This window comes from Pseudomonas sp. CP4 (genome assembly GCF_047758505.1).
GTDB lineage: Bacteria > Pseudomonadota > Gammaproteobacteria > Pseudomonadales > Pseudomonadaceae > Aquipseudomonas > Aquipseudomonas fluorescens_AO.
Genome location: NZ_CP180489.1, coordinates 4,358,671 through 4,385,254, shown reverse-complemented (window position 1 = coordinate 4,385,254; position 26,584 = coordinate 4,358,671). Strand labels below are relative to the sequence as shown.

The window sequence follows — 26,584 nt, the reverse complement described above, 5'->3', positions numbered from 1 at the left end:
CACAACGCAATTCTTTGATAAATCGCAGGCATAAAAAAACGCCCGCTTCCGTGAGGAGGCGGGCGTTCTTTTTGAACGCGGAAGCGGAATTAACGCTTCGAGTACTGCGGACGCTTACGCGCTTTACGCAGACCAACTTTCTTACGTTCAACTTCACGGGCGTCGCGAGTAACGAAGCCAGCTTTGCGCAGAGCGCTACGCAGGGTTTCGTCGTAGTCCATCAGAGCGCGAGTGATGCCGTGGCGGATTGCGCCAGCCTGACCACTTACACCACCGCCGATCACGGTGACGTAGATGTCGAACTTCTCGACAGTCTCGGTCAGCTCCAGCGGCTGACGAACTACCATGCGGGCAGTTTCGCGGCCGAAGAAGTTATCCAGCGAACGGTTGTTGATTGAGATGTTACCAGTACCCGGACGCAGGAAAACGCGTGCGGTTGCGGTCTTGCGACGGCCAGTGCCGTAATTTTGAGTCGCCGACATAATGAACTATTCCGTTAAATCTTCAGTTCTTGGGGCTGCTGAGCAGTATGAGGGTGTGCAGCGCCCGCATAGACTTTCAGCTTACGGTACATGTCGCGACCCAGTGGGTTTTTAGGCAGCATGCCTTTAACCGCGGTCTCGATCACGCGCTCAGGGGCTTTGGCGATCAGCTTTTCAAAGTTGATCGACTTGATGCCGCCCGGGAAACCGGAGTGGGAGTAGTACATTTTGTCAGTGGTTTTAGCGCCGGTAACACGGATCTGCTCGGCGTTGATGACGACGATGTAGTCGCCGGTGTCAACGTGAGGAGTGTACTCAGGCTTGTGCTTGCCACGCAGACGGCTCGCGATTTCGGTGGCCAGACGACCCAGGGTCTGACCAGCAGCGTCGACGACAAACCAGTCGCGCTTTACTGTTTCCGGTTTAGCAGTAAAAGTTTTCATTCTTTATAGCCTCAGGGGCCGCCTGTAAATAAGACGGCGGATCTTACTGAATAGTGCGTACTTTGACAAGTCAAAGGCAGCCGGATACAGACGCTTTCGGGGGCTCGGGTCGGCGCGTCCGTTCAACGGCAAGATTCTTCGGCGGCGGCGCATCACTTCCACTGCAGAAAGAGGTCGGCAATTATGCAGATTGCGAAAAATTTTTCAACCTGCTTTTATGATTGTTTTGCCCAAGGAGCACCCGATGGACTATCGCCAGCTAGGCCGTACCGACCTGAACGTGAGTGCAATCTGCCTCGGCACCATGACCTGGGGCGAGCAAAACACTGAAGCTGAAGCCTTCGCCCAGATCGAGCGGGCCAAAGAAGCGGGGATCAATTTCCTCGACACCGCCGAAATGTATCCGGTGCCGCCAAAAGCCGAAACCTACGCCACCACCGAGCGCTACATCGGCAATTACTTCAAGAGCCGCGGCGATCGCGCCGACTGGATCCTCGCCAGCAAGATCGCCGGCCCCGGCAATACCATCGACTACATCCGCGATAAAAACCTGCGGCACAACCGCCAGCACATCACCGAGGCACTGGACGGCAGCCTCAAGCGCCTGCAGACCGATTACATCGACCTGTACCAACTGCACTGGCCGGAACGCAGCACCAACTTTTTCGGACAGCTGGGCTACAAGCACAAGATCGAAGCCAACCTGACTCCGCTCGAAGACACGCTCGAAGCTCTCGACGAACAGGTGAAGGCTGGCAAGATCCGCCATATTGGCCTGTCCAATGAGACGCCGTGGGGCACCATGCGCTTTCTGGCTTTGGCCGAAGCCCGTGGCTGGCCGCGTGCGGTGTCGATCCAGAACCCGTACAACCTGCTCAACCGCAGCTTCGAAGTCGGCCTGGCGGAAATCGCCATTCGCGAACAGTGCGGCCTGCTCGCCTATTCGCCGCTGGCGTTCGGCTTCCTCTCCGGCAAGTACGAGGGCGGCGCCCGTCCACCAAAAGGCCGCCTGAGCCTCTACAGCCGCTTCAGCCGCTACTTCAACCCGCAATCGGAAGCGGCGTGCAGCCGTTACGTGGCCCTGGCCCGAGAACATGGCCTGGATCCGGCGCAAATGGCCCTGGCCTTCGTGACCCAGCAACCGTTCGTGACCAGCAACATCATCGGCGCAACGACGCTGGAGCAGCTGGACAGCAACATTGCCAGTTTTGATCTGAAATTGTCCGATGAAGTGCTGGCCGGGATCGAGGCGATTCACAAGGATCATCCGAATCCGGCGCCATAACTGACCGCCAAAAAGCTTCGCGAGCAGGCTCGCTCCCACAGTGGAATACTGTACCTGTGGGAGCGAGCCTGCTCGCGAAGGGGCCAGTCGGATTACCTTGACAGCGGAACTCGGAGCGTCCCCGGCGGCATTCCCACGCAGAGCGTGGGAACGATCATCACAGCGACCGCGCAATAATCTCCTTCATGATTTCATTGGTGCCGGCATAGATCCGCTGCACTCGCGCATCCGCCCACGCCCGGGCCACCGGGTATTCCCACATGAAGCCGTAGCCGCCATGCAACTGCACGCACTCGTCGAGCACTTTGCATTGCAGGTCGGTGCCCCAGTATTTGGCCATCGCCGCCGTCGGCACATCGAGTTTGCCCTGCAGATGCAACTCCAGGCAGCGATCGACGAAGACCCGGCCGATCTGGATCTCGGTGGCCATTTCGGCCAGTTTGAAGCGGGTGTTCTGGAAGTCGGCAATCGCCTTGCCGAACGCCTTGCGATCACGGGTGTAATCCAGCGTCCATTGCAGCGCCGCCTCGGCCGAGGCCAGCCCGCCGATGGCCACGGTCAGACGCTCTTGCGGTAATTCCTGCATCAGATAGGCAAACCCGGCACCCGCCTGCCCGAGAAGATTTTCCTTCGGCACGCGCACGTCCTGGAAGAACAACTCCGAAGTGTCCTGAGCTTTCATACCGACCTTCTCCAGGCGCTTGCCCTTCTCGAAGCCCGGAGTGTTCGCTTCCACCAGAAACAGGCTGGTGCCTTTGGCGCCAGCCTTCGGGTCGGTCTTGGCCACCACGACCACCAGATCAGCCAGGAAGCCATTGGTGATAAAGGTTTTCGAGCCATTGATCACATATTCGTCACCGTCCAGCACTGCCGTGGTTTTTACCCCTTGCAGATCGGAACCCGCGCCAGGCTCGGTCATGGCAATTGCCGTGACCATTTCACCCGAGACCAGTTTCGGCAGGTACTTGTGCTTCAGCGCTTCGCTGCCGTAATGCAGGATGTACGGCGCGACGATGTCCGAGTGCAACGAAAATCCGATGCCGGTCAAGCCAAGACGACCGACCTCCTCAATCACCACGGCGCTGTACAAAAAATCCGCGCCCAGCCCGCCGTACTCCTCCGGCAGGTGCGAGCACAGCATCCCCGCCTCCCCCGCCTTGTTCCACAGCGCGCGATCGATGTGCCCCTGCTTCTCCCACTGCGCGTGATACGGCACGGCCTCTTTTTCGAGGAACGTTCGCACGCTGTCGCGGAACAATTCGTGCTCGGGGCTGAACAGGGTTCTGGGGATCATGCGGCACCTTTCTTTTTTGTTGGAGGTATTCGGCTCTCAGAGACTAAGCCCGACTCCTGCTACGGGACACTGGACACATCCGACAAAAAATAAGACGATCCAGCCGTCTGGTGACCACTTTCCCTTATAAAAACAAAACAAAAGTTGAATTATGTCTAAGCACGTCTCCCCGCCCTTGCGGCGCGTCAGCATCCTGGCCATCGACCGGGTTTTCGCTTACACCCTCATGCAGGCCAAGGATTTTTTCCATGTGGCCAGCCTGCGTTACGGCAAACAACTGGGCCACGGCCTGACGCCGGCGTTCGAAACGCGTCTGGTCAGCCCCGATGGCAAACCGGTGAAAAGCTTCAGTGATGTGATGATGCCGGTCGACGGCGGCCTGGAAAACGCCGACGTAATCATCCTTCCCGCGTTCTGGGACGATTTCGACACGCTGTGCAGCCGTTACCCGCAAATCCTGCCGTGGCTGCGCGAACAGCATGCGCGCGGCGCGGTGTTATGCGGCGAAGCCACCGGGGTGTTCTGGCTCGCCGAAGCCGGGCTGCTTAACGGCAAGGAAGCGACCACCTACTGGCGTTTCTTCAACGCATTCGCCGAGCGCTTCCCCAAGGTCTATCTGAATCAGGACAAGCATCTGACGGATGCCGATAACCTCTATTGCGCTGGCGGCACCACCTCGGCCTGCGACTTGTATATCTATCTGATCGAACGCTTCTGCGGCTCGAACGTAGCGCAAGCGGTGGCCCGCGACATCCTTTACGAAGTGCAACGCAGCTATTCGCCGGGGCGTATCGGTTTCGGCGGGCAAAAGCTGCATCAGGACGTGATCATCCTGCAGATCCAGCACTGGCTCGAAGAACATTTCGCCGACAAGTTCCGCTTCGAAGACGTCGCCCGCGAGCACGGCATGAGCATCCGCAACTTCATGCGTCGCTTCCAGACCGCCACCGGCGACAAACCGCTGCACTACTTGCAGCGCCTACGCATCGAGACGGCCAAGGGTTTGCTTTCGGGCACGCGCAAGAGCATCAAGACCATCAGTTATGAGGTCGGTTACGACGATGCGAGCTTCTTCGCGCGACTGTTTCGCCAGCACACCGAACTGTCGCCGAACCAGTATCGGCAGCAGTTCCAGCAAGCTGCGTAACCCGGCCTGATGATCGTTCCCACGCTCTGCGTGGGAATGCCGCCACTGGACGCTCTGCGTCCGCCTCGCAAGTGACGCGGAGCGTCACGGGATGCATTCCCACGCGGAGCGTGGGAACGATCAGTTACTGCGCTTTCGCGAGCAGGCTCGCTCCCACAGGGAAGAACTTCAGCGCATAAGAAAGGCCTGCAATCGCAGGCCTTTTTCGTTGCCGAGACTCCGATTAAGGCTTGTGCGCCCGCGACAGGAATTCGTGAGATTGCATCTCCAGCAGTCGGCTCAGCGTGCGCTGGAACTCGAAGGTCAGGCGTCCGCCGGTGTACAGATCCTTCAGCTCGACTTCGGCAGAAATGATCAGTTTGACGTTGCGATCGTAGAATTCGTCGACCATGTTGATGAAGCGCCGCGCGATGTCGTCGGTGGTGACACTCATCTGCTCGACGCCGCTGAGCAGCACGGCGTGGAAGATCTTGCCCAGTTCGATGTAATCGTTCTGGCTGCGCGGGCCGTCGCACAGTTCGCGGAAGTCGAACCAGGCCACGTCGTCGCAGGTGCGCAGAGCGCGGATTTCGCGGTTCTCGATGATCAGCACATCGTTTTCCACCGCCGCCGTGCACTCCGGCGTCAGTGCCTTGAAGCTCTTGCGCAGGCTTTCGTGGGCAGCTTCGTCGAGCGGATAGTGGAACAACTCGGCTTGCTCGAGGTGACGCAGACGATAATCGACGCCGCTGTCGACGTTGACGATCTCGGTATTCTGTTTGATCAGGGCGATGGCCGGGAGGAAGCGCGCACGTTGCAGGCCATCCTTGTACAGGCCGTCCGGAACGATGTTCGACGTCGCGACCAAGGTCACGCCGTTCTTGAACAATTCTTCCATCAGCGTGCCGAGGATCATCGCGTCGGTGATGTCGGAGACGAAGAATTCATCGAAGCAGATCACTCGCGACTCGGCCGCGAAGCGCTTGGCGATGATGGTCAGCGGGTTCTTCTCGCCGCCCAGGGTTTTCATTTCCTCGTGCACGCGCTTCATGAAGCGGTGGAAGTGGGTGCGAGTCTTTTCCTTGAACGGCAGCGCTTCGAAGAAGGTGTCGACCAGGTAAGTCTTGCCGCGACCGACGCCGCCCCAGAAATACAGGCCCTTGACCGGTGCCTGATCCTTTTTGCCAAACAGCTTGCCGAGGAAACCCGGCTTGTTCTGGTCAGCGGCGATCAAGTCGTCGTACAGACGCTGCAGGTGACGCACAGCAGTTTCCTGCGCGGCGTCATGGAAGAAGTCCGGGCGTTTCAGATCAGCTTGATATCGTTCTAGGGGCGTCATAATTCGTTAGCAAGGCAACAAAAACGGGCCGTCACTGTAGCGACGGCCTGTGGGAATGGCAATCGGCCCTTGGTCGGGTCGCGCCGCCGATCAGTCCTGAGCTGGAGTCAATGCGATGCGCAATGACTCGATGGCGGCGTCTCGCGCTGCAACGTCGGCGAAGGCCGGGCTGTCGCCCATGCACTCACCGGCCAGCCAGACGCTGAAGCTCAATTCTTCAGTGCGTACGTCCAGCGGCTCGCCGGACTGCAACTGTTTGGTCACCTGCCCGGCGGTTTTGCCGTCGGCGAAGTTGCGCGACAGCAGCAATTGCTCGCCATCGGCCGCCAGCAGACGGAAACGGAAGCTGCCGTCGTCCTCGCGGAAGCTGACGAAACGCGCGGCTTTCGCAGCTTTCTTCTTGGTGGTCGCGGCGACCTGAACCTGACTGACAAAAGAACGCAGGCCAACGGCTTCGCGCAGTTCGTTGAGGAACGGCGTGGCCACGGCGCGGGCCTTCTTCGCACCGATCTGCAGAATGTCTTCCAGATCCGCAGGACGTTCGATCAAATGGTGATACTTCTCGCGTGCTTCGCCCAGCTCGTTGTCGAGCAACTGGAACAGGCGATTCTTCGCCTCGCCCCAGCCCAGACCACCAAGCAATTCGCTACGGAACTCGTCAGCCTGCGCCCGGGTGGCGAAGGCCTGGAACAGAGTGAACAGGTGCGAGTTGTCCGGATCCTTCGCTTCGCCCGGGGCCTTGGAATCGGTGACGATCCGCGCGATCGCGTCTTTCATTTCCTTGGCGCTGGAGAACAGCGGGATGGTGTTGTCGTAGCTCTTCGACATCTTGCGACCGTCGAGGCCCGGCAATGTCGCCACGCTTTCTTCGATCAGCGCTTCGGGCATGGTGAAGAACTCTCTGCCCTGGCCGAACAGATGGTTGAAACGCTGACCGATATCACGGGCCATTTCCACGTGCTGAATCTGATCGCGACCGACCGGCACCTTGTGCGCGTTGAACATCAGAATGTCAGCCGCCATCAGCACAGGGTAGCTGTAGAGGCCCATGGTGATCCCGGCATCCGGGTCTTCACCGGCTTCAACGTTCTTGTCCACCGACGCCTTGTAGGCGTGCGCGCGGTTGAGCAGGCCCTTGGCGGCGACGCAGGTCAGCAGCCAGGTCAGCTCGGGGATTTCCGGAATGTCGGACTGGCGGTAGAAGGTCACGCGGTCAACATCGAGGCCACCGGCCAGCCAGGTCGCGGCGATTTCCAGACGCGAGCGCTGGATGCGCAGCGGGTCATCGCATTTGATCAGGGCGTGGTAGTCGGCCAGGAAGTAGAACGAATCGGCCTGGCTGTCGCGGCTGGCGAGGATTGCCGGGCGAATCGCGCCGGCGTAGTTGCCCAGGTGCGGCGTGCCGGTGGTGGTGATGCCGGTGAGAATGCGGGTACGGTTGGTCATGGGTAATCGCTTGTCAGACTGCAATCAATTCGAGAGACGCGGCAGCAGCAGATCCTTGAGATCGGTCAGCTTGCCGTGAAAAAAGTGTCCGCATTCTGCCACTTTCAGCAGCTCATGGGGGCGCTGGAGTTGTTCCGACCACTGGTAGACCAGTTGCGGATCGATGACTTCATCGGTTTCCGGCTGGATCACGGTCAACCCGCCGTGCTGCGGCAGTTGATCCTGCTCACCCAGACGCATCACCGCCGGGGCGACCAAGAACAAGTGCTCAAGCTGCACGCCCTGGGCTTCAAGACGGCCGCCGAGACTTGCTGCAACAAATCCGCCGAAGGAGAAACCGAACAGGGTCAGCGGCAGATCCGGGTGTTTTTCCCGCAGCCATGCGGCGGCTGCCTCGGCATCATCGACTTCACCGGTGCCCATATCGTGCTTGCCCTGGCTGGCGCCGACGCCGCGATAGTTGAAACGCAAGGTGATCAGGCCTGCGTCGCGCGCGGTGCGCTGCAGGGTCGAGACGACCTTGTTGAGCATGGTGCCGCCCTGCACCGGGTTCGGATGGCAGATCAGCGCGATGCCACGCGGCCGCTCGTTATCCAGATACAAAGCCTCAATTTGGCCGACAGGGCCGTCAATCACTACAGGGGTTTCGCGCATCAGCAAGGGAGGAACTCCGTGACCTCGAATCGGGTCGACTCGTCTAGCAAATTGTCTGTGCCAATCTATTGCGAGTGAATCGCGGTATACAGCGCAGGTTCGAGCCGTTAACGTAAAGCAAAGCCGTTTATAGAGGAAGGACTCGTGGAACACTCGCTCTTAGTTTGGTTGTTACCGACTCTTGCCCTGGTTGTGGGTGTCGCCATTGGATTCCTGATCGCGCGCGTTGCGCCGAACGCCGCACCGAGCCGCACGCAGCGTCAACTGGATGATATCCAGGAGCGTTTCGACAGTTATCAAAACGAAGTGGTCACCCACTTCAACAGCACCGCGATGCTGGTCAAGAAGCTCACTCAGAGCTATCAGGAAGTGCAGGATCATCTCGCCGAGGGCGCCAACCGTCTGGCCCTGGATGAGCAGACCCGCCAGCGCCTGATCGCCGCCCTGCATGCGGATGCCGCGCAGGCACCCCGTGAACGCCTGACGCCACCGCGTGATCAGGAACCGCCACGTGACTATGCGCCGAAATCGCCAAATTCCCCTGGCATGCTCGATGAGCACTATGGTCTGAAGAAGTAATCGGGTTTCGCGCCCAACAAAAAGCCCCCGGACAATGCTGTTGTCCGGGGGCTTTTTTGTATCGGCTGATTTTGCGGTGACAACACTGGCCTCTTCGCGGGCAAGCCCGCTCCCACAGGGGTCAGGTGTGGAACACAGATTTTGGGTACACCACCAATACCTGTGGGAGCGGGCTTGCCCGCGAAAGGGCCGGCACAGATGACACAAAAAAATGCCCGATCACAGGACCGGGCATTTCTTCAATCAGGCAATCGCTTACGGATACTGCTGTACCGTACCCGGCTGTTGCTGCTGACCACCATACTGCTGGCCCGGAATCGCTTTCAGGTTGACCTCGACCCGGCGGTTCTGCGCGCGGCCGTTGACGTCACCGTTACTGGCAATCGGGTTATCCGGGCCGGCACCACGGGCCGACAGGTTGGCACCGCTGACGCCTTGCGAGGTCAGGTAGGTCGCCACGCTCTGCGCACGACGTTGGGACAGGTCCATGTTGTGCTGGCGGCTGCCGGTGCTGTCGGTGTAGCCGACGATTTCGATCTGGTTCTGGTTGAACTCTTTCAGCGAGTTGGCCAGGTTGTTCAGCGGCTGGTAGAAACTCGGGGCAATGTTCGCCGAATCGGTGGCGAAGGTGATGTTGCCCGGCATGATCAATTTGATCTGATCGCCCTGACGCTGCACTTCAACGCCAGTGTTGGCCATGCTCGCGCGCAGTTTCTTTTCCTGCTGGTCGGCGTAGTAGCCGTAGCCTGCTGCGGAAGCACCGACAACGGCGGCGCCGATCAAGGCGCCCTTGCCACGGTTGTCGTGACCGATGGCGGCACCGGCGAGAGCGCCAGCGAGCGCACCGAGGCCACCGTATTTGGCGGTTTTGCTCATGCCTTGCGAGCCACCGTCGGCCTGACCCTGATTGTCATACGGGTTGGGCGAGGCGCAGCCGGACAACACGGCCACGGCAGTAGCGACAATAATCAAACGACGCGTGGTGAACATGGAGAGCTCCTGGTTTTTGCATTCTGTGGTGCAGCGGCCACTGCTTAACTAATGGACCTGCGCCGGCGTTGGATCATGACAATGCGCAAAAATTCCACCGCACACCCGTGACAAAAAATTCAGGCACGCACAAACGGGTTCTCGCGCATCTCATCACCCAGGCGCGTATCCGGCCCGTGCCCGGTGACCACCGTCGCGTCCTCGTCCAGCGTATACAGCCGCTGCTTGATCGAACGCACGATGGTCGCCTGATCGCCGCCCCACAAATCCGTACGCCCTACCCCGCGACGAAACAGCGTGTCGCCGGCTATCAACAGCTTAGCCTCGGAAAACCAGAAGCTCATGGAACCGGGTGTATGCCCCGGCGTGTGCAATGCCACACCGCATCCGCAGGCCAGTTCTTCATCATCGCTCAACCAGCGATCCGGCGAAGGCACGGGCGTATACGGCACACCGAACATCTGGCATTGCATTTCCAGGTTGTCCCAGAGGAATTGATCTTCCTTGTGCAGATGCAGGGTCGCACCGGTTTTCTCTTTCATCTGCCCGGAAGCCAGAAAGTGATCGAGATGCGCGTGGGTGTGGATGATGCTGACGACTTTTAGGCCATGGGCATCGATGCGCGCCATGATCAGATCAGGGTTGCCGCCCGGGTCGACGACGATGGCTTTTTTCGTGATCGGGTCGCCGATGATCGTGCAGTTGCACTGCAAAGGGCCGACGGGGAAGGTTTCGCGAATGAGTGCTGAATTCGGAACGGTCATAGGAATCCTGAGCTTAAAGCATGGCGGTGACATCAAGATTCTACGTCACACGCCGATACATATCGCCCGAACAGTTTTTTGACGCCATCAATCGGAAAATAGTGGCCATATAATGTCAAAGCTGTTTTTTTTCGTGCAAAATCAAACCTTGTAGCGGCCACATTTTGGGAAGGGCCGCAGCCTACCTCAGGAATTCTTCATGCCACGCCCTACTGGTTATACCGACACCTGGTCCGCTTCATTGACAGGGCTAGCTCCTGTTGACAGCCTCATTTCCGGCTATAAATGGGAAAGCACCAAGTGGTACTCCCCTGCGGCAGTGACCAGTCTTACCTACAGTTTCATCGTCCCTGGTGTCTCGGTCTTCGCACCGAACTACAGCGCTGACAATGAACCAAAGGCCGCCTACGCGCTGACAAACACACAGAAATTGGCGGTAATGGGCGCGCTGGATAGTTGGGCCGCGGTGGCGAATATCACCTTTCAGTTGACCGGTGAATCCTCGACGAGCGTGGGCGACCTGCGTTTCGGCGGTTACTCATTACTGGACAACGATGCAGCAGCCTGGGCTTACACTCCTTCCGAAAAGCCTAATGGCGGCGATGTCTGGATCGGACCGAACACTAGTGAAGCATTTCCGGACAAGGGCACTTATGACTTCATGACATTCGTTCATGAAATCGGTCATGCCATTGGCCTGAAGCATTCGTTCGCACCATCAGCCAACAATGCCATCACGCTCGCTCCGGCGCTGGATGACGTCGCGTTGACCGTCATGAGCTATAACAACAATTACTCGTACCTGCCGACCACTCCGATGGTGCTCGACATCTTGGCGATCCAGAGCCTGTATGGCGCCAATACCCAGTGGATGACTGGCAACAACGTGTACTCCTGGGCGCCGACACAATCTGTGTTTGAAACCATCTGGGATGCCGGCGGAGTCGATACGATCGATGCGAGCAACCAATTGGTAGCCGTCAGCCTTAACCTTAACGAAGGACAGTACAGCACGATCGGTCAGGCCTTTACTGACCAGGCCGGCAATGCCTTCAATCAAGGTCTGGCGATTGCATACGGCGCGAAGATAGAAAACGCTACCGGTTCGGTTTTCAATGACACGCTGATCGGCAACGCGCTGGACAATCAACTCAATGGCATGGCGGGTGCCGACAGAATGGAGGGTGGTGCTGGCAACGACATTTATATCGTCGAGAACGTCGGCGACGTGGTCGTCGAAACCGGTACTTCGCTCTCGGAAATCGACATGGTCTACTCCTACGTCGACTACACCCTGGGCAATAACGTCGAGATATTGAATCTGGTTGGTAGCGCAAATCTCAGCGGTACCGGCAACGCGTTGAATAACACCCTGTCCGGCAACGATGGCAACAACGTACTGGACGGCGGCCTGGGCGCCGACTTCATGGCTGGCGGCGCTGGCAACGATACTTACATCCTCGACAACGTCGGTGACGTGGTCAGCGAGACCAGCACCCTGGCCAGCGAGATCGACACCGTCCGCGCCTCGATCAGCTACGCACTTGTCGCCAACGTAGAAAACCTCACGCTCACCGGCACTGCCAATAACTACGCCGTCGGCAACGCGCTGAACAACGTATTGATCGGCAATGACGGCAACAACCAACTGGTCGGGGGGGCAGGCCTCGACACCATGATCGGCGGCAAGGGCAACGACGGCTATGGCGTCGATCAGGCGGGAGAACTGGCGCTGATTCAGGAATATGCCAATGAGGGTAACGACACCATCGTCATTGAGTACAGCGCCACCGCGCAGACCAGCACCGTCAGTCTGAACCAGAGCAATCTGCAAAACGTCGAAAATCTCATCATCAGCGGCGCAGGGGCGTTCAACCTGACGGGCAACGTGCTGAACAACACCCTGACGGGCAACAGCGACGCCAACTTCATCGATGGTGGCTGGGGCGCAGATACCATGATCGGCGGCGCCGGTAACGATACTTACATCGTTAACGATATCGCGGATGTGGTGGTCGAGACAGGTACCTCACTCTCGGAAATCGACATGGTCTATTCCTACGTCGACTACACCTTGGGCAACAATGTCGAAATCCTCGCTCTGGCAGGTGCTGCAGACCTCAAGGCTACCGGTAATGCCTTGAACAACACCCTTTACGGCAACGATGGTAATAACGTACTCGACGGTGGCCTGGGTGCCGACTTCATGACGGGCGGCGCTGGCAACGATACTTACATCCTCGACAACGTCGGTGACGTGGTCAGCGAGACCAGTACCCTGGCCAGCGAGATCGACACCGTCCGCGCCTCGATCAGCTACGCACTTGTCGCCAACGTAGAAAACCTCACGCTTACTGGCACTGCCAATAACTACGCCGTCGGCAACGCGCTGAACAACGTATTGATCGGCAATGACGGCAACAACCAACTGGTCGGGGGGGCAGGCCTCGACACCATGATCGGCGGCAAGGGCAACGACGGCTATGGCATCGATCAGGCGGGAGAACTGGCGCTGATTCAGGAATATGCCAATGAGGGTAACGACACCATCGTCATTGAGTACAGCGCCACCGCGCAGACCAGCACCGTCAGTCTGGACCAGAGCAATCTGCAAAACGTCGAAAACCTCATCATCAGCGGCGCAGGGGCGTTCAACCTGACGGGCAATGCCCTGAACAATACTCTGACCGGCAACAGCGGCAACAACGTACTGGACGGCGGCCTGGGCGCCGACTTCATGGCTGGCGGCGCTGGCAACGATACTTACATCCTCGACAACGTCGGTGACGTGGTCAGCGAGACCAGCACCCTGGCCAGCGAGATCGACACCGTCCGCGCCTCGATCAGCTACGCACTTGTCGCCAACGTAGAAAACCTCACGCTCACCGGCACTGCCAATAACTACGCCGTCGGCAACGCGCTGAACAACGTATTGATCGGCAATGACGGCAACAACCAACTGGTCGGGGGGGCAGGCCTCGACACCATGATCGGCGGCAAGGGCAACGACGGCTATGGCGTCGATCAGGCGGGAGAACTGGCGCTGATTCAGGAATATGCCAATGAGGGTAACGACACCATCGTCATTGAGTACAGCGCCACCGCGCAGACCAGCACCGTCAGTCTGAACCAGAGCAATCTGCAAAACGTCGAAAATCTCATCATCAGCGGCGCAGGGGCGTTCAACCTGACGGGCAACGTGCTGAACAACACCCTGACGGGCAACAGCGACGCCAACTTCATCGATGGTGGCTGGGGCGCAGATACCATGATCGGCGGCGCCGGTAACGATACTTACATCGTTAACGACATCGCGGATGTGGTGGTCGAGACAGGTACCTCACTCTCGGAAATCGACATGGTCTATTCCTACGTCGACTACACCTTGGGCAACAATGTCGAAATCCTCGCTCTGGCAGGTGCTGCAGATCTTAAGGCTACCGGTAATGCCTTGAACAACACCCTTTACGGCAACGATGGTAATAACGTACTCGACGGTGGCCTGGGTGCCGACTTCATGACGGGCGGCGCTGGCAACGATACTTACATCCTCGACAACGTCGGTGACGTGGTCAGCGAGACCAGTACCCTGGCCAGCGAGATCGACACCGTCCGCGCCTCGATCAGCTACGCACTTGTCGCCAACGTAGAAAACCTCACGCTTACTGGCACTGCCAATAACTACGCCGTCGGCAACGCGCTGAACAACGTATTGATCGGCAATGACGGCAACAACCAACTGGTCGGGGGGGCAGGCCTCGACACCATGATCGGCGGCAAGGGCAACGACGGCTATGGCGTCGATCAGGCGGGAGAACTGGCGCTGATTCAGGAATATGCCAATGAGGGTAACGACACCATCGTCATTGAGTACAGCGCCACCGCGCAGACCAGCACCGTCAGTCTGAACCAGAGCAATCTGCAAAACGTCGAAAATCTCATCATCAGCGGCGCAGGGGCGTTCAACCTGACGGGCAACGTGCTGAACAACACCCTGACGGGCAACAGCGACGCCAACTTCATCGATGGTGGCTGGGGCGCAGATACCATGATCGGCGGCGCCGGTAACGATACTTACATCGTTAACGACATCGCGGATGTGGTGGTCGAGACAGGTACCTCAGTCTCGGAAATCGACATGGTCTATTCCTACGTCGACTACACCTTGGGCAACAATGTCGAAATCCTCGCTCTGGCAGGTGCTGCAGACCTCAAGGCTACCGGTAATGCCTTGAACAACACCCTTTACGGCAACGATGGCAACAACGTACTGGACGGTGGTGCGGGCAAAGACACGCTCATTGGAGGTAACGGAGCGGACACCTTCGTCTTCCGCGCAGTCAACGACATGGGCGTGGGCGCCAGCCGTGACGTGATCACCGATTTCAGCAGCCTGCAGGGCGACAAAATCGACCTGACGAAATTCGATGCGAACCTGCTGCAAGGCGGCATGGACGGTTTCACCTTCATCGGTGCCAATGACTTCACCGGTGCCGGGCAACTGCGCTTCGTCGACCACGTACTGTCGGGCAATGTCAGCGGCAATGCCGGCGCGGACTTTGAAATCCAGCTGGTGGGTGTGAACAGCTTCAGTGCCAACGATCTGGTGGCCTGACGCCCTGTTCAATTGCCAGGCCAGCAACCCCGGCCGGTGAACTGAAAACAAACGCCCCGACTGGTTCGGGGCGTTTGTTTTTCTGCCGGGTCATGGCGCGATCTCAATAGAGCAATCCCAGTTCCTTGGCGCGCGCCACTGCCTGGGTACGCCGCTCGACGCCCAGTTTGCTATTGATGTGGCTGGCGTGGGTTTTCACGGTGTGCAGGGAAATGAACAATTGCTCGCTGATCTCCTGATTGGAACAGCCCTGAGCAATCAGGCGCAGCACCGCCAATTCACGGCTGCTGAGCTGATCGGCAGTTGAGTTTTCTATGCTCGGTCGCGGCGCGGCTGTTGGGACATGTGTGAGCAATTGCTGGCTGACGGCGTTGCAGGCAAGCGCCTGCAATTGCCCACGCAACCAGTCGGTATGGTTTTTCAGTAGCGCATCGAAGGGTTGGAAGACACCGCCGGAAGCAGCTTCCAGCGCGAAATTCAAGGTTTTGCGTGCTTCGGGCTCGCGTCCACTCGACAACAAGAGCGCCACCTTCTGCGTCAACGCCATCACGCTGAGCAATTGCCGACCGGTCTGCTGGCCGTTTTCATGCAACACGTTCAAACGTCCTTCGGCAAGCATCGGCTGCCCTTGAATCATGTCGAGCAGTGCCTGCTGCAATTCGACGTGCAACGGCAATTGCGGATGGAATTCCGGCGGTGCCGCGGCGCGTTCACCGGTGTAGGTTTGCCCCAGTCGCGCCAACCAGGCTTCGGCCAGATCGGTGCGCCCCTGCGCCAGCCACAGTTCGCATTTGACCAGCGTGATCATCGCCAGATAGTAGATCGGCGGCACGTCCCAGATGTGCATCAGGCGTTCGGCTTCGGCGAGTTCGGCGAAGGCCTTGGCGAACTCGCCACAGGCGCCGTCCAGGCGGGCGATCACGCAGTGACCGATCAGCACGCTGATGTCGCGACAGGCGCGCGCCTCGCCGATGCCGGCCAGCAGACGCATGCGTGCGGCCTGCGGCTGCAAACGCATTGCCAGCAGAAAGCCTTCATAGAGCGTCAACCGTGCGCGCACGGCGTACAGGCGTTGCGGCGACAGACCGCGCAAGCGCTCCAGCCCCTGATGCACTTCATCCAGCGCACGCAGAATCTCGCCCCGCGATTGCAGAACCCGCGCCCTGTCGTAATGCGCCAGTGCTTCGAATAATGGATTGCCGACGCGTTGCGCCAGCTCGAGGGATTCGCGATTCAGGCCGCGGGCGCGCCACAGATCGCCGTCGGCGATCGCCAGATTGGACAAGGTCGACAGGCACATCAGCCGCTGGCCGTAACGCTTGGCCGGCAGGCTCTCCAGCGCCTCGCCGCAATAGCGCAGGGTCAGTTCGCGATGGCCGCGCCCGCGAGCGATGATCCCGCTCAACGCCAGCCACTGCGCCAGCATCGACTTCTGCGCAGTGGCCGAAGGTGCCGGCAGGAAGCGGCTCAAATGGCTGGCCAGTTCTTCGGCGGCATCGAGCTGACAGGCCAGCCCCAGCGCCCAGCTATAGAGCACGATCAGCCGTGGCGTGCTAATCAGCAGGCTGTCGGGCAAGTCCATTTTCCAGCGCAGCAGCATGCCGACGTTCTGTTCGGCGAGCAGTTGCTCTTCGGACAGGTTCTGTACCAGATTCGCCGCAACATCGAGATGCCCGGCACGCAAGGCCTGCTCAACCGCTTCGTCGAGCAGGCCTTGCGCATTGAACCAGCGGCAGGCGCGCAAATGCAGGGTGGCGTTGGGCACCATCGCCCGGGCAATTGGCCGGCTGCGCAGCAAGTCAGAGAACAAATGGTGATAGCGATACCAGTGGCCGTGCTCGTCCAGCGGCACCAGAAACACTTGGTGGGCGAGCAGAAAGCGCAGGATCTCGGCGCTGTCATGGGCTTCGCGGACCGCATCGCACAGCTCGCTGCAAAAGCGTTCCTGCGGAGCGGTTTCGTAGAGAAACGATTGCACTTCGGCCGGCAGGCAATCGATGACTTCTTCGAGCAGATAATCGCGGATCAGCCCTTCCCCGCCGTTCAGTGCTTGCGGCAGCGCGGCATCGTTGCCCGCCTCGGCCACCGCCAGCAGCCAGAAGCGCAGGCCGGCAACCCAGCCTTCACTGCGCTGGATCAGGCTCTCCAGTGCCTCGCCGCGCAGTGAGCTGCTGTGGCGATCGAGCAAGGTCAGCGCTTCGTCGTGGGTCAGGCGCAAATCCTGTTCGTGCAGTTCGAGCAACTGCCGCGACAGGCGCAGACGCGCCAGATGCCAGTCCGGGCGCTGGCGGCTGGTGACCATCACCAGCAAGCCATCGGGCAAATGATTGAGGAAAAATTGCAGGCAACGATCCACCACCGGCCCTTGGGCGAGGTGGTAATCGTCGAGGACCAGCAGCAGCGGCGCGGCAGGATCGAGGTGCAGCGCCAGCTCATCGAGCAGACCGTCAAGCCATTCTTCAAAAGCAAACGGCTGATGACGCTGACGCATTTTCAGCAGGCCAAGAGCACCGGCGCCCAAGGCTGGAAAATAGTCTTGGAGACCTTCAAGCAAGCGCTCAAGAAAACGTCCGGGATCGCTGTCCCGTGGACTCAAGCCCAACCAGAGACTTTGCCAGTGCGCCGGCAGGCTCTGACAGAACTCCACGGCCAGCGAGCTCTTGCCGAACCCGGCCGGGGCGCTGACCAGCAGCAACCGACCACCGAGCCCGGCCTGCAGACGCTGGCACAAACGCGGCCGCAAGACATAGCCATCAGGCAGCGGCGGGCGGAAAAAACGCCCGTCCAGTGCTGCGACGGTGATGCTTGCGGGACCCGGAAGTGGGGACAGATCAGTCATGGCCGGCTCTTGTTCGAAGGCGATTGGCGGCGTTGCAGATGTCCGCAGCCTAGCCTTAAACGAAGAGGTAATGAAGGTCGCTGCTACAAATGGCTACAAAAAGGCTACAGACACAAAAACGCCCCGAACCGGTCGGGGCGTTTTCACGAGGATGCGGCCTCGGGTTTACCCAGGTTTAGCGAACACCATCCTGACGCAGAGCGGCCGGGGTGAAGTCGCTGGTGGTGGCGGTGAAGCCGAAGTCATAGGCCTGCTTCTCTTCGTTCTTCATGCCCAGTGCCAGATAGCGGCCGGACTGCAGGTCGTAGAGAGTTTCGAGGGCGTACCACGGCACTTGCTTGTCGTAGTAGTTCTCGGCATGCGCCTCGGCTACGCGCCACAGTTGACCACGACCGTCGTAGTGGTCGATGACCGCTGCCTGCCAGGTGTCCTCGTCGATGTAGAAGTCACGCTTGGCGTAGATGTGGCGCTGGCCTTCCTTCAGGGTCGCGACCACGTGCCAGACGCGGCGCAGCTCGTAGCGAGCCAGGTCCTGGTTGATGTGGCCGGCCTTGATGATGTCCGAGTACTTCAGTTTCGGATCGTCGAGCTTGTAGCTGTCAGAGGCGATGTACATCTCTTTCTTGCCTTCGAGCTTCCAGTCGTAACGATCCGGCGCACCGTTGTACATGTCGAGGTTGTCCGAGGTACGCAGGCCGTCGGCGGCAGTACCCGGGCCGTCATACGACACTTGCGGTGCACGGCGCACACGGCGCTGACCGGCGTTGTAAACCCACGCCGAACGCGGCTCCTTGACCTGATCGAGCGTCTCGTGCACCAGCAGTACCCCACCGGCCAGACGCGCCGGCGCGGTCACTTTCTGCTTGAAGTAGAACAGGATGTTGCCCGGGTTCGCCGGATCGTAATCCTTCATCTTGTCGCGGAACACAAACTGGTCCTGGAAGTACACCAGGCTGTACGAGCCGTTCGGTTGCGGCGTGGCCTGGGTCACCAGACGGGTCACGCTGCCACCGCGATAGCGGGTGATGTGGTTCCAGATCACTTCCACGCCGGTTTTAGGAATCGGGAACGGCACGGCGGTATCGAAGTTTTCCAGGCCGTTGCCGCCGGACACCAGGTTGGTGCTGGTGGCGTTCTTCTTGATGGCGGCGAATACGTCATCCGGCACGGTGGCGCCGCGATGGGACGGATAGACCGGCATCTTGAAGGTTTCCGGGTAGCGCTTGAACATCGCGTACTGGCCCGGGGCAAGCTTGTCCTTGTACTTGTCGACATCCTTGGCGGTGATGGTGAACAGCGGCTGCTCACTGGCGTAAGGGTTGGACAGGAAGCCCTTGCTGTCGACGCTGCCGGCGTTTTTCGGCAGTGGTTTCCAGGCTGGGATCGAGCCGTCGGCATTACCGGCCATTTCTGCGCCCATCGGCGTCAGGCTTTTGCCCAGCTTATCCGCTTCGGCAGCAGGCACCGCCGCCATGACGCTGGTCGCCAGCAGCGACAGGCCCAGAACACCGGCGTGGAACAGACTCTTTGTTATTTTCATAAATTCGTTCGTCCTGAAATGCAGTGCTTAGAAGTTCACGCCGAAGCTGAGCGCCACGAAGTCGCGGTCATCCACGGTGGTGTACTTGCCGTCGAAGAAATTGGTGTAGGCCAGGCTCGCGGTGTAGGTGTTCTGGTATTCGGCATCGACGCCCAGGCTGACCGCTTTGCGACCTTCCTCGAAGTTGCCGCCAGGGCCTGGCGAGTAACCGCTGACGTCGTGGGACCAGGCCACGTTCGGCTTGAGGTTCACGCCGGCAAACACGTCGTTGTATTCCCAGATTGCCCGGCCACGGTAGCCCCACGACATCGAAGTGGTAAAACCATCGTTGTCGCAATTGCGGCTGCGGTTGTTCTGAGGCGAACCCGGGCCGGCGCCGTTGATGGTGCTGTTGTTGAGGATGTTGGCGCAGGTATTGATCCCACCGGTGGCTGGCAACTCGCCCGGGCCGTAGACCGGATCGCGGCCATAACGCTTGTCGGAACGGCTTTCCAGGCCACCGACGTAGGTCGCGCCGACTTCACCGACGAGGGTCAGACGGCTGGCGCCCATGACCTGATCGAAGAAGTGCGTGAAGGTCGTTTGCAGTTGGGTGATTTCCTTGCGCTCGTAACCATGCAGGTCCTGGCCTGGCACGCCAGTGAGCAGCGAAGCGTTGGTCAGCGCGCCGCCCAATGGGCGTACGCCGGCAAACAGGATGTCGGTGGAATTCAGTTGTACCGGCGCGTTCGGACGGTAGCTGATCTCACCGCTCCACGCCGTACCGGTAGGCAGGGTGGTGGAGAAGCTCAGACCGTAGAGACGAATGTCTTCCGGGTATTCGATGAAGTAGTTCGAGTTGCCCGCGACCAGCAGTGGTGCGAGCGCGGCAAACGGCCCTGGCAGACCGGCGGCGGTGTTGTACACCGATTGCGGTGCACCGGTGGCGCTGAAGATCGGCGCACGGCTGTGATAGTTCATGAAGTAGGCGCCGAACTCGGTGTCGAGTGGCTCGAACATGTATTTGAGGGACGCGCCCCACTGACCGCTGTCGCGCGCGTCACGGTCCGGCCCACGGCGCACCAGCACGCCCTCTTCGTCGACGTTGACACCGTTGGCGGCCAACGGCCCCAAAGCGATCGCCGGAATCTGCGAACGCTTGTTCAGTACGCGCAGATTGCTGTCGCAACCGTCGGCTACGATGTCCGGCTGGGAGAAGAAGGTGCCGCAGTTGTCGACGACGGTCTGGTCCCATTCCAGTTGGTAGAACGCTTCGGCCGAGAGGTTATCGGTAAGGCTCTGGGACACGTAGAACATGTTGACCGGAATCAGGCCTTCCTTGATCTCGGCGCCCGGACGACGGAACGCGGAGACGTCGATCGGGTTGATCGAGTTGATGCCGCCGCCGATGAAGGTACTTTCACCCCAGCTCACTACCTGCTTGCCCAGACGCACGGAACCTGGCTGATCGGCAATCGCGTAGTTGTGGTAGACGAAGGCGTCGAGGATCTGTCCGCCGGAGGACTTGGCGCCCTCTTTGCGGTTGCTGTCGCTGATGTCCTTGAACTGGCGGCTCTCGTCCTTCAGTTCGAAGTCGTACCAGTACTTGCCACGGACGAACACGCCGGTGTCGCCGTATTTCAATTCAAGGTCATGGATACCCTTGAAGATCTTCGAGAAGGTCTCGCCGCTCTTGAAGTTGGCGTGACCGTCATCGGAAGTCTGCGACAGGCCACGGCCGCCGTTGTTGACGCCGATAAGGTTCTTGTTCGGGCTCTGAGTAGACCAACTGGCGCCGATCGACAGGGACGAGTCGAACTGGCCTTCGATTTCACCGACGTTGAAACTGACGCCGAATGCAGGCCCGGCGAGCGAGGAGGCAAGACTGACCGCCAGAGGCAGTTTCGCCCGGCGCCAGAACTGGTTTACTGAGGTCATCGACGCTACTCCATGTGCATTATTGTTATGGCAGTGAGTACTTTTAAAAACGCTGTGGAGGACCGGGCGCCAGGGCTGCCCGAAATCGTTCCAAAGTTGCTCGCCCCGATCAGTGCGTGTGCTCCGTTTTCAAAAAGTCCTTGAGCGGACTATAGCCAGCGGGTGGTAGTGCTTGATCCCTCTAAAGTGTGATTTGCAGCCGCCAACCACTCTGGAACAGTCCTTTCGCCAGTCCGACACACGTCGGCACGGCAAGGATGGCTGATTTTTTCGATTTCACAAGCCAAGCGCTTGCTTGGTGGGTCTGGCGCGCCGGTTTCGGCGCGCCAGCAGACACTCAAAGTGTCGAAAGGAAGGTGCTGTTGTTGGCCTGCCATTCAGTGATGTCGAGGCGGATGCGCTTCTTGTCGAGCTTGCCGACACTGGTCTTGGGAATTTCGGTAACAAGGGCGATCTGACTGGGAATCGCCCACTTGCTCAGGTGCCCCAGCTCGACGAACGGCTTGAGGTGTTCCTTGAGCTCGCGTGCACCAATCACCTGCCCTTCGCGCACCACCAGCAAGGCAAACGGGCGCTCGCCCCACTGGGGATCGGCGATGCCCACCACTGCTACTTCGCGTACCGCCGCGTGACGGCTGATGAGGTCTTCAAGGTCGAGGGAGGAGATCCACTCGCCGCCGGTCTTGATCACGTCCTTGATGCGATCACGGATGTCGATCACGCCCATGCTGTCGAGCGTGGCGACATCGCCGGTGTGCAGCCAGCCGCCGGCCCAGAGCTCGGCGCCCTTCTGCGGTTCGTTGAAATAACCTTCGGTCAGCCACGGCGCGCGCAGCACCAGTTCGCCCTGGGTTTCGCCGTCGGCCGGAAGGAAGTTGCCCTCGCCGTCGACAATCGCCGCTTCGACCAACGGCCCCGGCACACCGGCCTTGATCCGGTAAGTGGTGCGCTCGTCTTCGCTGCCGGCCATCAGTTCGTCGTTGAGGTGCGCGCAGGACACCAGCGGCCCGGTTTCCGACATGCCGTACGCGGCCGTCAGCTGAATGCCACGGGCCTTGGCGTTTTCATAGAGGCTGCGATTGAGTGCGCTGCCGCCGATGACGATCTTCCAGCCGCCGAAGTCGGCACCCTGCGCGGCCTTGGCGTTGAGCAGCATCTGCAGGATGGTCGGCACGCAATGGGAAAAGGTGACCTTCTCCTTGCGCCACAACTCCACCAGATACTCCGGGTCGTAGCGCCCCGGATAAACCTGCTTGAGCCCGAGCATGGTCGCCACGTACGGCAACCCCCAGGCGTGGACGTGGAACATCGGTGTGATCGGCATGTACACATCGTTGGTGCCGAGCAGCCGCACGCTGTCGATCGAACCCATGATCGTCGCCACGCCGATGGTGTGCAGCACCAGTTGCCGATGGGTGAAATACACGCCTTTCGGATTGCCCGTGGTGCCGGTGGTGTAGAACGTGGTGGCCACCGAGTTTTCGTCGAAGTCCTGGAAATCGTATTGCGCACTCGCAGCGGCCAGCAGTTGCTCGTATTCGCCGACAAGGTTCGGCAGCTCTGCGGTTTTCTCCGGGAGATCGGTCAGCAGCAGGGTTTTCTCGACCGTGGTCAGCTGCGGCGCGATGGCCTGGTACAGACCGACGAAGTCGCTGTTGACCAGCACGAAGCGGTCCTCGGCATGGTTCATGGTGTAGAGGATCTGCTCGGGCGACAGGCGCACGTTGATGGTGTGAATCACCGCGCCGATCATCGGAATGGCGAACATGCATTCCAGGTAACGGTGGCTGTCCCAGTCCATCACCGCCACGGTGTCACCGGCCTTGACCCCGGCAGTCGTCAGCACATTGGCCAGCCGCGCGACGCGTTCGATCAGGGTCGGATAACTGTAGCGCAACTGGTCGCGGTAGATGATTTCGCGGGTTTTCTCGTAACGGGCGCCGGACATCAGCAGCCGTTTGATCAGCAATGGATACTGGTAGGCCCCATCGGCCGGCGGAATGACCCGAGTCTGCAACATAAGAATCCCTTTTCTGACTGCACGGTGTTGGCGGAGAGATTCGTACTCTAGTGCGCCTGCATGACAGTCAAATCAGCCAAAGGAATGATTTGCAGAGCCGTACAAATGCTAGCTTTGCGCCAGCATTTCGGGCCGAAGTTGAAGAAAACACGACCTGTGCGAGCAGGCTCGCTCCCACAGGGATTGATGTGTTCCAGTTCTCAATGCATCTCGGTGAACGCGATTTTCACGCCGAGAGCAATCAGCACCGCGCCCATGGTGCGGTCGAACCAGTGGCCCATGCGGGCGAAGCCGGCGCGCACGCGTTGCTGGCTGAACAGCATCGCCACCAGGCAGAACCAGATCGCCGTTGCCAGCGCCAGGTACACGCCATAACCGGCCTGCACGGCCAGCGGCGTGTGCGGGTTGATCACCACGGTGAACAGCGAGAGGAAAAACAGCGTGGCTTTCGGGTTCAGGCCGTTGGTGACGAAGCCCGAGGTGAACGCACCCCGCGCAGTTCGCACGCCGGCTTCCTTGTGCAAGTCATCGGTGACGGTTTTCGCCGGTTGCGCGCGCAAGGCCTTGAAGCCGATGTACAGCAAGTAAGCAGCTGCCGCCCACTTCAACGCATTGAACAGCACAATCGACTGCGAGACGATCAGACCGATGCCGAGCAACGAATAGCCGACATGCAGGAAAATCGCCGTGCCCACGCCCAGCGCGGTCCAGGTGCCGGCGCGACGCCCATGGGTCACGCTCTCGCGCACGACCACGGCAAAGTCCGGGCCGGGACTGGCGACGGCGAGCAAGTGGATCAGGGCAACGGTCAAGAACTCGGTCCAGTACATGGGGGCTCCTCTTGGATTGATCGATCACATCGTTGCCATGCTGTAGACGCAACTTTTGTGGGAGCGGGCTTGCTCGCGAATGCGGTGTCCCATTCAACCTTTGCATTGACTGACACACCGCCTTCGCGAGCAAGCCCGCTCCCACACGAGACGGCACTACTTCAGGGCTGAGTAACCAATTGTTTCATCTGGTAGGCTCGGCAGAGTACGCCCTCCGCTCACAGCACAAAAGGTACAGTTGATGACGAACACGCGCCGCGCGGTATTCCTTGATCATCCTTCGCTGGATCTAGGCGATCTGGACCTCGGTCCGTTGCGCGAATGCTTCAGCGACTTGCAGCTGTTCGCCCAGACTTTGCCGGAACAGGTCAGCGAACGCCTGCACGGCGCCAGTGTGGCGATCACCAACAAAGTCGTGATCGACGCGGCCGCGATGGCTGCCAACCCGCAACTGAAACTGATCCTGATCAGCGCCACCGGCACCAACAATGTCGACCTCACTGCCGCCCGCGCCCACGGCATCACCGTGTGCAATTGCCAGGCTTACGGCACGCCGTCGGTGGCGCAACACACGATCATGCTGTTGCTCAACCTCGCCACGCGCCTGGCCGACTATCAGAAAGCTGTGGGCGAAGGCCGCTGGCACCAGGCGAAGCAGTTCTGCCTGCTCGATTACCCGATCGTCGAACTGCAAGGCAAAACCCTTGGCCTGCTCGGCCATGGCGAGCTCGGTGGCGCCGTGGCGCGACTGGCCGAGGCGTTCGGCATGCGCGTGTTGCTCGGGCAGATTCCCGGGCGCCCGGCGCGGCCGGATCGTTTGCGGCTGAATGAACTGCTGCCGCAGATCGACGCGCTGACCCTGCATTGCCCGCTCAACGAGCACACCCGGCATTTCATCGGTGCCCGCGAATTGGCCTCAATGAAGCCCGGCGCATTTGTGGTCAATACCGCTCGCGGCGGCCTGATCGATGAGCAGGCGTTGGCCGACGCTCTGCGTATCGGCCACCTCGGCGGCGCGGCGACCGATGTGTTGAGTGTCGAGCCACCGACCCAAGGCAATCCGCTACTTGCGGCCGATATCCCGCGCCTGATCGTCACCCCGCACAATGCCTGGGGCAGCCGCGAGGCGCGCCAGCGTATCGTCGCCCAACTGAGCGAAAACGCCGAAGCGTTTTTCAGCGGTGAGGCGCTGCGGGTCGTCAGTTGATAAACTGCGGCACTTTTTTCAAGGAGCAGTTATGGATCCGCGCAGTGAAGTACTGCTTCGTCAGGCCGAGTTATTCCAGGGTTCGCTGCTGTTGGCCGGCCTGCCCGCCGATGATTTGCTCGGGCGTCTGCCGAATGCGTTCGGCTGGTGCTGGCACGCTGGCGACCAAGCCGCACTGGACGCGCGTTTCGAGGGCCGCAGCCAGTTCGGCGTGAATGTCCCGGAGCGCGAGTTCGACAGCGCTGTGGTGTTCCTGCCCAAGTCCAAGGACCTCACCGATTACATCCTCAACGCCGTGGCGTCGCGTCTGGCCGGGCGCGAGGTGTTTCTGGTCGGGGAAAAACGCAGCGGCATCGAAGGCGCGTCGAAACAGCTCAACCCGTTCGGCAAGCCGCGCAAACTCGACAGCGCTCGCCACTGTCAGCTCTGGCAAGTCACCGTGGCCAATGCGCCTGAAGCGAAATCGCTGGAAAGCCTGGCGCATACGTACGAACTGCCGCTGGCCGAAGGACCGATGAAAGTCATCAGCCTACCAGGCGTGTTCAGCCACGGTCGCCTGGATCGCGGCAGCGCCCTGCTGCTGGAGCATCTGGACAAACTGCCGAGCGGCCATCTGCTCGATTTCGGTTGCGGTGCCGGCGTGCTCGGGGCTGCGGTGAAACGTCGCTATCCGCACAACCAGGTGACCTTGCTCGATGTCGACGCATTCGCTGCCGCCAGCAGCCGCCTGACCCTTGCTGCCAACGGCCTGGAAGCGGAAGTACTGACCGGCGATGGCATCGATGCCGCACCGATGGGTTTGAGCGCGATTCTGAGCAATCCGCCTTTCCATGTCGGCGTGCATACCGATTATTTCGCTACGGAGAATTTGCTGCGAAAAGCGGCGAAACATCTGAAAAACGGTGGCGAACTGCGCCTTGTGGCGAACAGCTTCCTCAAGTATCAGCCGCTGATCGAGGAGCACCTAGGCGTGTGTGCGATCAAAGCCGAAGGCAACGGCTTCCGGATTTACCGGGCCAAGCGCGGTTGAAAATTTGTTCTTGCCCAATCGGATTTGCCTAGGCAGAATCCGCTCCGTCCTAGGGGAGTAGTCTCCCACGAGCGCCATGCTCGTCCGGCATACGTCAACATACTTGATCCTCAGATCATGGCGTATGCGACCCAAGCGTCCGCACCAGACGGATCGCAGGGTTTGACAAGACCTATGACACGCA

19 protein-coding genes and 1 riboswitch are annotated in these 26,584 nt (G+C 59.8%); of the genes, 6 read left to right on the top strand and 13 right to left on the bottom strand.

Annotated elements, in window-relative coordinates; translation table 11 throughout:
- Positions 1-89: 89 nt before the first annotated feature.
- Positions 90-482, bottom strand: coding sequence for a 30S ribosomal protein S9 (rpsI, locus tag ACMYUN_RS19740; protein WP_003228056.1), 393 nt, complete (start codon positions 480-482; stop codon positions 90-92).
- A 14-nt stretch (positions 483-496) separates the two neighbouring features.
- Entirely contained in the window at positions 497-925 is a 429-nt protein-coding gene (rplM, locus tag ACMYUN_RS19735; protein WP_003228062.1) for a 50S ribosomal protein L13, read from the bottom strand.
- 244 nt (positions 926-1,169) lie between these two features.
- Between rplM and ACMYUN_RS19730 the strand changes: the two genes are divergently transcribed.
- Entirely contained in the window at positions 1,170-2,210 is a 1,041-nt protein-coding gene (locus ACMYUN_RS19730) for an NADP(H)-dependent aldo-keto reductase (protein WP_039761359.1), read from the top strand.
- A 157-nt stretch (positions 2,211-2,367) separates the two neighbouring features.
- Here ACMYUN_RS19730 and ACMYUN_RS19725 read toward each other — a convergent pair whose 3' ends face one another.
- Positions 2,368-3,504, bottom strand: a complete 1,137-nt coding sequence (locus tag ACMYUN_RS19725; RefSeq protein ID WP_129997655.1) for an acyl-CoA dehydrogenase family protein — start codon at positions 3,502-3,504, stop codon at positions 2,368-2,370.
- A gap of 250 nt (positions 3,505-3,754) precedes the next feature.
- Between ACMYUN_RS19725 and ACMYUN_RS19720 the strand changes: the two genes are divergently transcribed.
- Positions 3,755-4,651, top strand: a complete 897-nt coding sequence (locus ACMYUN_RS19720) for a GlxA family transcriptional regulator (RefSeq protein ID WP_165368386.1) — start codon at positions 3,755-3,757, stop codon at positions 4,649-4,651.
- 223 nt (positions 4,652-4,874) lie between these two features.
- Here ACMYUN_RS19720 and zapE read toward each other — a convergent pair whose 3' ends face one another.
- The 3 genes from zapE to ACMYUN_RS19705 all read right to left on the bottom strand — a co-directional run bounded on the left by zapE (position 4,875) and on the right by ACMYUN_RS19705 (position 8,069).
- Complete coding sequence (gene zapE, locus ACMYUN_RS19715) at positions 4,875-5,969, bottom strand: cell division protein ZapE (protein WP_039761353.1); 1,095 nt, start codon at positions 5,967-5,969, stop codon at positions 4,875-4,877.
- 90 nt (positions 5,970-6,059) lie between these two features.
- Positions 6,060-7,415, bottom strand: coding sequence for a tryptophan--tRNA ligase (locus tag ACMYUN_RS19710; RefSeq protein WP_415761516.1), 1,356 nt, complete (start codon positions 7,413-7,415; stop codon positions 6,060-6,062).
- Between the two features lie 24 nt (positions 7,416-7,439).
- Positions 7,440-8,069 (bottom strand): alpha/beta hydrolase, encoded by a 630-nt coding sequence (locus ACMYUN_RS19705; protein ID WP_415763984.1) that lies wholly within the window; start codon positions 8,067-8,069, stop codon positions 7,440-7,442.
- A gap of 144 nt (positions 8,070-8,213) precedes the next feature.
- On the opposite strand from ACMYUN_RS19705, the gene ACMYUN_RS19700 reads away from it, so the two are divergent.
- A complete protein-coding gene (locus ACMYUN_RS19700) occupies positions 8,214-8,648 on the top strand; it encodes a YhcB family protein (RefSeq protein ID WP_016773251.1) in 435 nt (144 codons plus the stop codon).
- A 255-nt stretch (positions 8,649-8,903) separates the two neighbouring features.
- On the opposite strand, the gene ACMYUN_RS19695 is transcribed toward ACMYUN_RS19700, so the two are convergent.
- Both ACMYUN_RS19695 and ACMYUN_RS19690 read right to left on the bottom strand, forming a co-directional pair.
- A complete protein-coding gene (locus ACMYUN_RS19695; RefSeq protein ID WP_041479972.1) occupies positions 8,904-9,638 on the bottom strand; it encodes an OmpA family protein in 735 nt (244 codons plus the stop codon).
- 119 nt (positions 9,639-9,757) lie between these two features.
- Positions 9,758-10,402, bottom strand: coding sequence for an MBL fold metallo-hydrolase (locus tag ACMYUN_RS19690; RefSeq protein WP_415761513.1), 645 nt, complete (start codon positions 10,400-10,402; stop codon positions 9,758-9,760).
- A gap of 199 nt (positions 10,403-10,601) precedes the next feature.
- On the opposite strand from ACMYUN_RS19690, the gene ACMYUN_RS19685 reads away from it, so the two are divergent.
- Positions 10,602-15,017, top strand: a complete 4,416-nt coding sequence (locus ACMYUN_RS19685; protein ID WP_415761512.1) for a M10 family metallopeptidase C-terminal domain-containing protein — start codon at positions 10,602-10,604, stop codon at positions 15,015-15,017.
- A gap of 103 nt (positions 15,018-15,120) precedes the next feature.
- On the opposite strand, the gene ACMYUN_RS19680 is transcribed toward ACMYUN_RS19685, so the two are convergent.
- The 5 genes from ACMYUN_RS19680 to ACMYUN_RS19660 all read right to left on the bottom strand — a co-directional run bounded on the left by ACMYUN_RS19680 (position 15,121) and on the right by ACMYUN_RS19660 (position 24,163).
- On the bottom strand, positions 15,121-17,856 hold the full coding sequence (locus ACMYUN_RS19680) for a LuxR C-terminal-related transcriptional regulator (RefSeq protein ID WP_415761510.1): 2,736 nt from the start codon (positions 17,854-17,856) through the stop codon (positions 15,121-15,123).
- Positions 17,857-18,031: 175 nt separating this feature from the next.
- A complete protein-coding gene (locus ACMYUN_RS19675) occupies positions 18,032-19,396 on the bottom strand; it encodes a DUF1329 domain-containing protein (RefSeq protein ID WP_024014265.1) in 1,365 nt (454 codons plus the stop codon).
- A gap of 27 nt (positions 19,397-19,423) precedes the next feature.
- Positions 19,424-21,313: a DUF1302 domain-containing protein gene (locus tag ACMYUN_RS19670; RefSeq protein WP_310406004.1), complete on the bottom strand. Its 1,890-nt coding sequence runs from the start codon at positions 21,311-21,313 to the stop codon at positions 19,424-19,426.
- A 337-nt stretch (positions 21,314-21,650) separates the two neighbouring features.
- Positions 21,651-23,333, bottom strand: coding sequence for a fatty acid--CoA ligase (locus tag ACMYUN_RS19665; RefSeq protein ID WP_415761507.1), 1,683 nt, complete (start codon positions 23,331-23,333; stop codon positions 21,651-21,653).
- A gap of 200 nt (positions 23,334-23,533) precedes the next feature.
- Complete coding sequence (locus ACMYUN_RS19660) at positions 23,534-24,163, bottom strand: LysE family translocator (protein ID WP_129997663.1); 630 nt, start codon at positions 24,161-24,163, stop codon at positions 23,534-23,536.
- A 241-nt stretch (positions 24,164-24,404) separates the two neighbouring features.
- On the opposite strand from ACMYUN_RS19660, the gene ACMYUN_RS19655 reads away from it, so the two are divergent.
- Positions 24,405-25,370 carry a 2-hydroxyacid dehydrogenase gene (locus tag ACMYUN_RS19655; protein WP_415761505.1) on the top strand — a complete coding sequence of 322 codons (966 nt, stop codon included), beginning with the start codon at positions 24,405-24,407 and terminating at the stop codon, positions 25,368-25,370.
- A gap of 31 nt (positions 25,371-25,401) precedes the next feature.
- Positions 25,402-26,400, top strand: coding sequence for a methyltransferase (locus ACMYUN_RS19650; RefSeq protein ID WP_415761504.1), 999 nt, complete (start codon positions 25,402-25,404; stop codon positions 26,398-26,400).
- 40 nt (positions 26,401-26,440) lie between these two features.
- A riboswitch (yybP-ykoY riboswitch) is annotated at positions 26,441-26,563 on the top strand.
- The last annotated feature ends 21 nt before the right edge of the window (positions 26,564-26,584 follow it).

Excerpts from the sequence above, each read along its gene's own strand:
- ACMYUN_RS19690 (WP_415761513.1), bottom strand. The coding sequence starts at position 10,402 with ATGACCGTTCCGAATTCAGCACTCATTCGCGAAACCTTCCCCGTCGGC.
- rpsI (WP_003228056.1), bottom strand. The coding sequence starts at position 482 with ATGTCGGCGACTCAAAATTACGGCACTGGCCGTCGCAAGACCGCAACC.
- ACMYUN_RS19680 (WP_415761510.1), bottom strand. The coding sequence starts at position 17,856 with ATGACTGATCTGTCCCCACTTCCGGGTCCCGCAAGCATCACCGTCGCA.
- ACMYUN_RS19710 (WP_415761516.1), bottom strand. The coding sequence starts at position 7,415 with ATGACCAACCGTACCCGCATTCTCACCGGCATCACCACCACCGGCACG.
- rplM (WP_003228062.1), bottom strand. The coding sequence starts at position 925 with ATGAAAACTTTTACTGCTAAACCGGAAACAGTAAAGCGCGACTGGTTT.
- ACMYUN_RS19660 (WP_129997663.1), bottom strand. The coding sequence starts at position 24,163 with ATGTACTGGACCGAGTTCTTGACCGTTGCCCTGATCCACTTGCTCGCC.
- ACMYUN_RS19695 (WP_041479972.1), bottom strand. The coding sequence starts at position 9,638 with ATGTTCACCACGCGTCGTTTGATTATTGTCGCTACTGCCGTGGCCGTG.
- ACMYUN_RS19665 (WP_415761507.1), bottom strand. The coding sequence starts at position 23,333 with ATGTTGCAGACTCGGGTCATTCCGCCGGCCGATGGGGCCTACCAGTAT.
- ACMYUN_RS19655 (WP_415761505.1), top strand. The coding sequence starts at position 24,405 with ATGACGAACACGCGCCGCGCGGTATTCCTTGATCATCCTTCGCTGGAT.
- ACMYUN_RS19650 (WP_415761504.1), top strand. The coding sequence starts at position 25,402 with ATGGATCCGCGCAGTGAAGTACTGCTTCGTCAGGCCGAGTTATTCCAG.
- ACMYUN_RS19685 (WP_415761512.1), top strand. The coding sequence starts at position 10,602 with ATGCCACGCCCTACTGGTTATACCGACACCTGGTCCGCTTCATTGACA.
- ACMYUN_RS19675 (WP_024014265.1), bottom strand. The coding sequence starts at position 19,396 with ATGAAAATAACAAAGAGTCTGTTCCACGCCGGTGTTCTGGGCCTGTCG.
- ACMYUN_RS19725 (WP_129997655.1), bottom strand. The coding sequence starts at position 3,504 with ATGATCCCCAGAACCCTGTTCAGCCCCGAGCACGAATTGTTCCGCGAC.
- zapE (WP_039761353.1), bottom strand. The coding sequence starts at position 5,969 with ATGACGCCCCTAGAACGATATCAAGCTGATCTGAAACGCCCGGACTTC.
- ACMYUN_RS19705 (WP_415763984.1), bottom strand. The coding sequence starts at position 8,069 with ATGCGCGAAACCCCTGTAGTGATTGACGGCCCTGTCGGCCAAATTGAG.
- ACMYUN_RS19730 (WP_039761359.1), top strand. The coding sequence starts at position 1,170 with ATGGACTATCGCCAGCTAGGCCGTACCGACCTGAACGTGAGTGCAATC.
- ACMYUN_RS19670 (WP_310406004.1), bottom strand. The coding sequence starts at position 21,313 with ATGACCTCAGTAAACCAGTTCTGGCGCCGGGCGAAACTGCCTCTGGCG.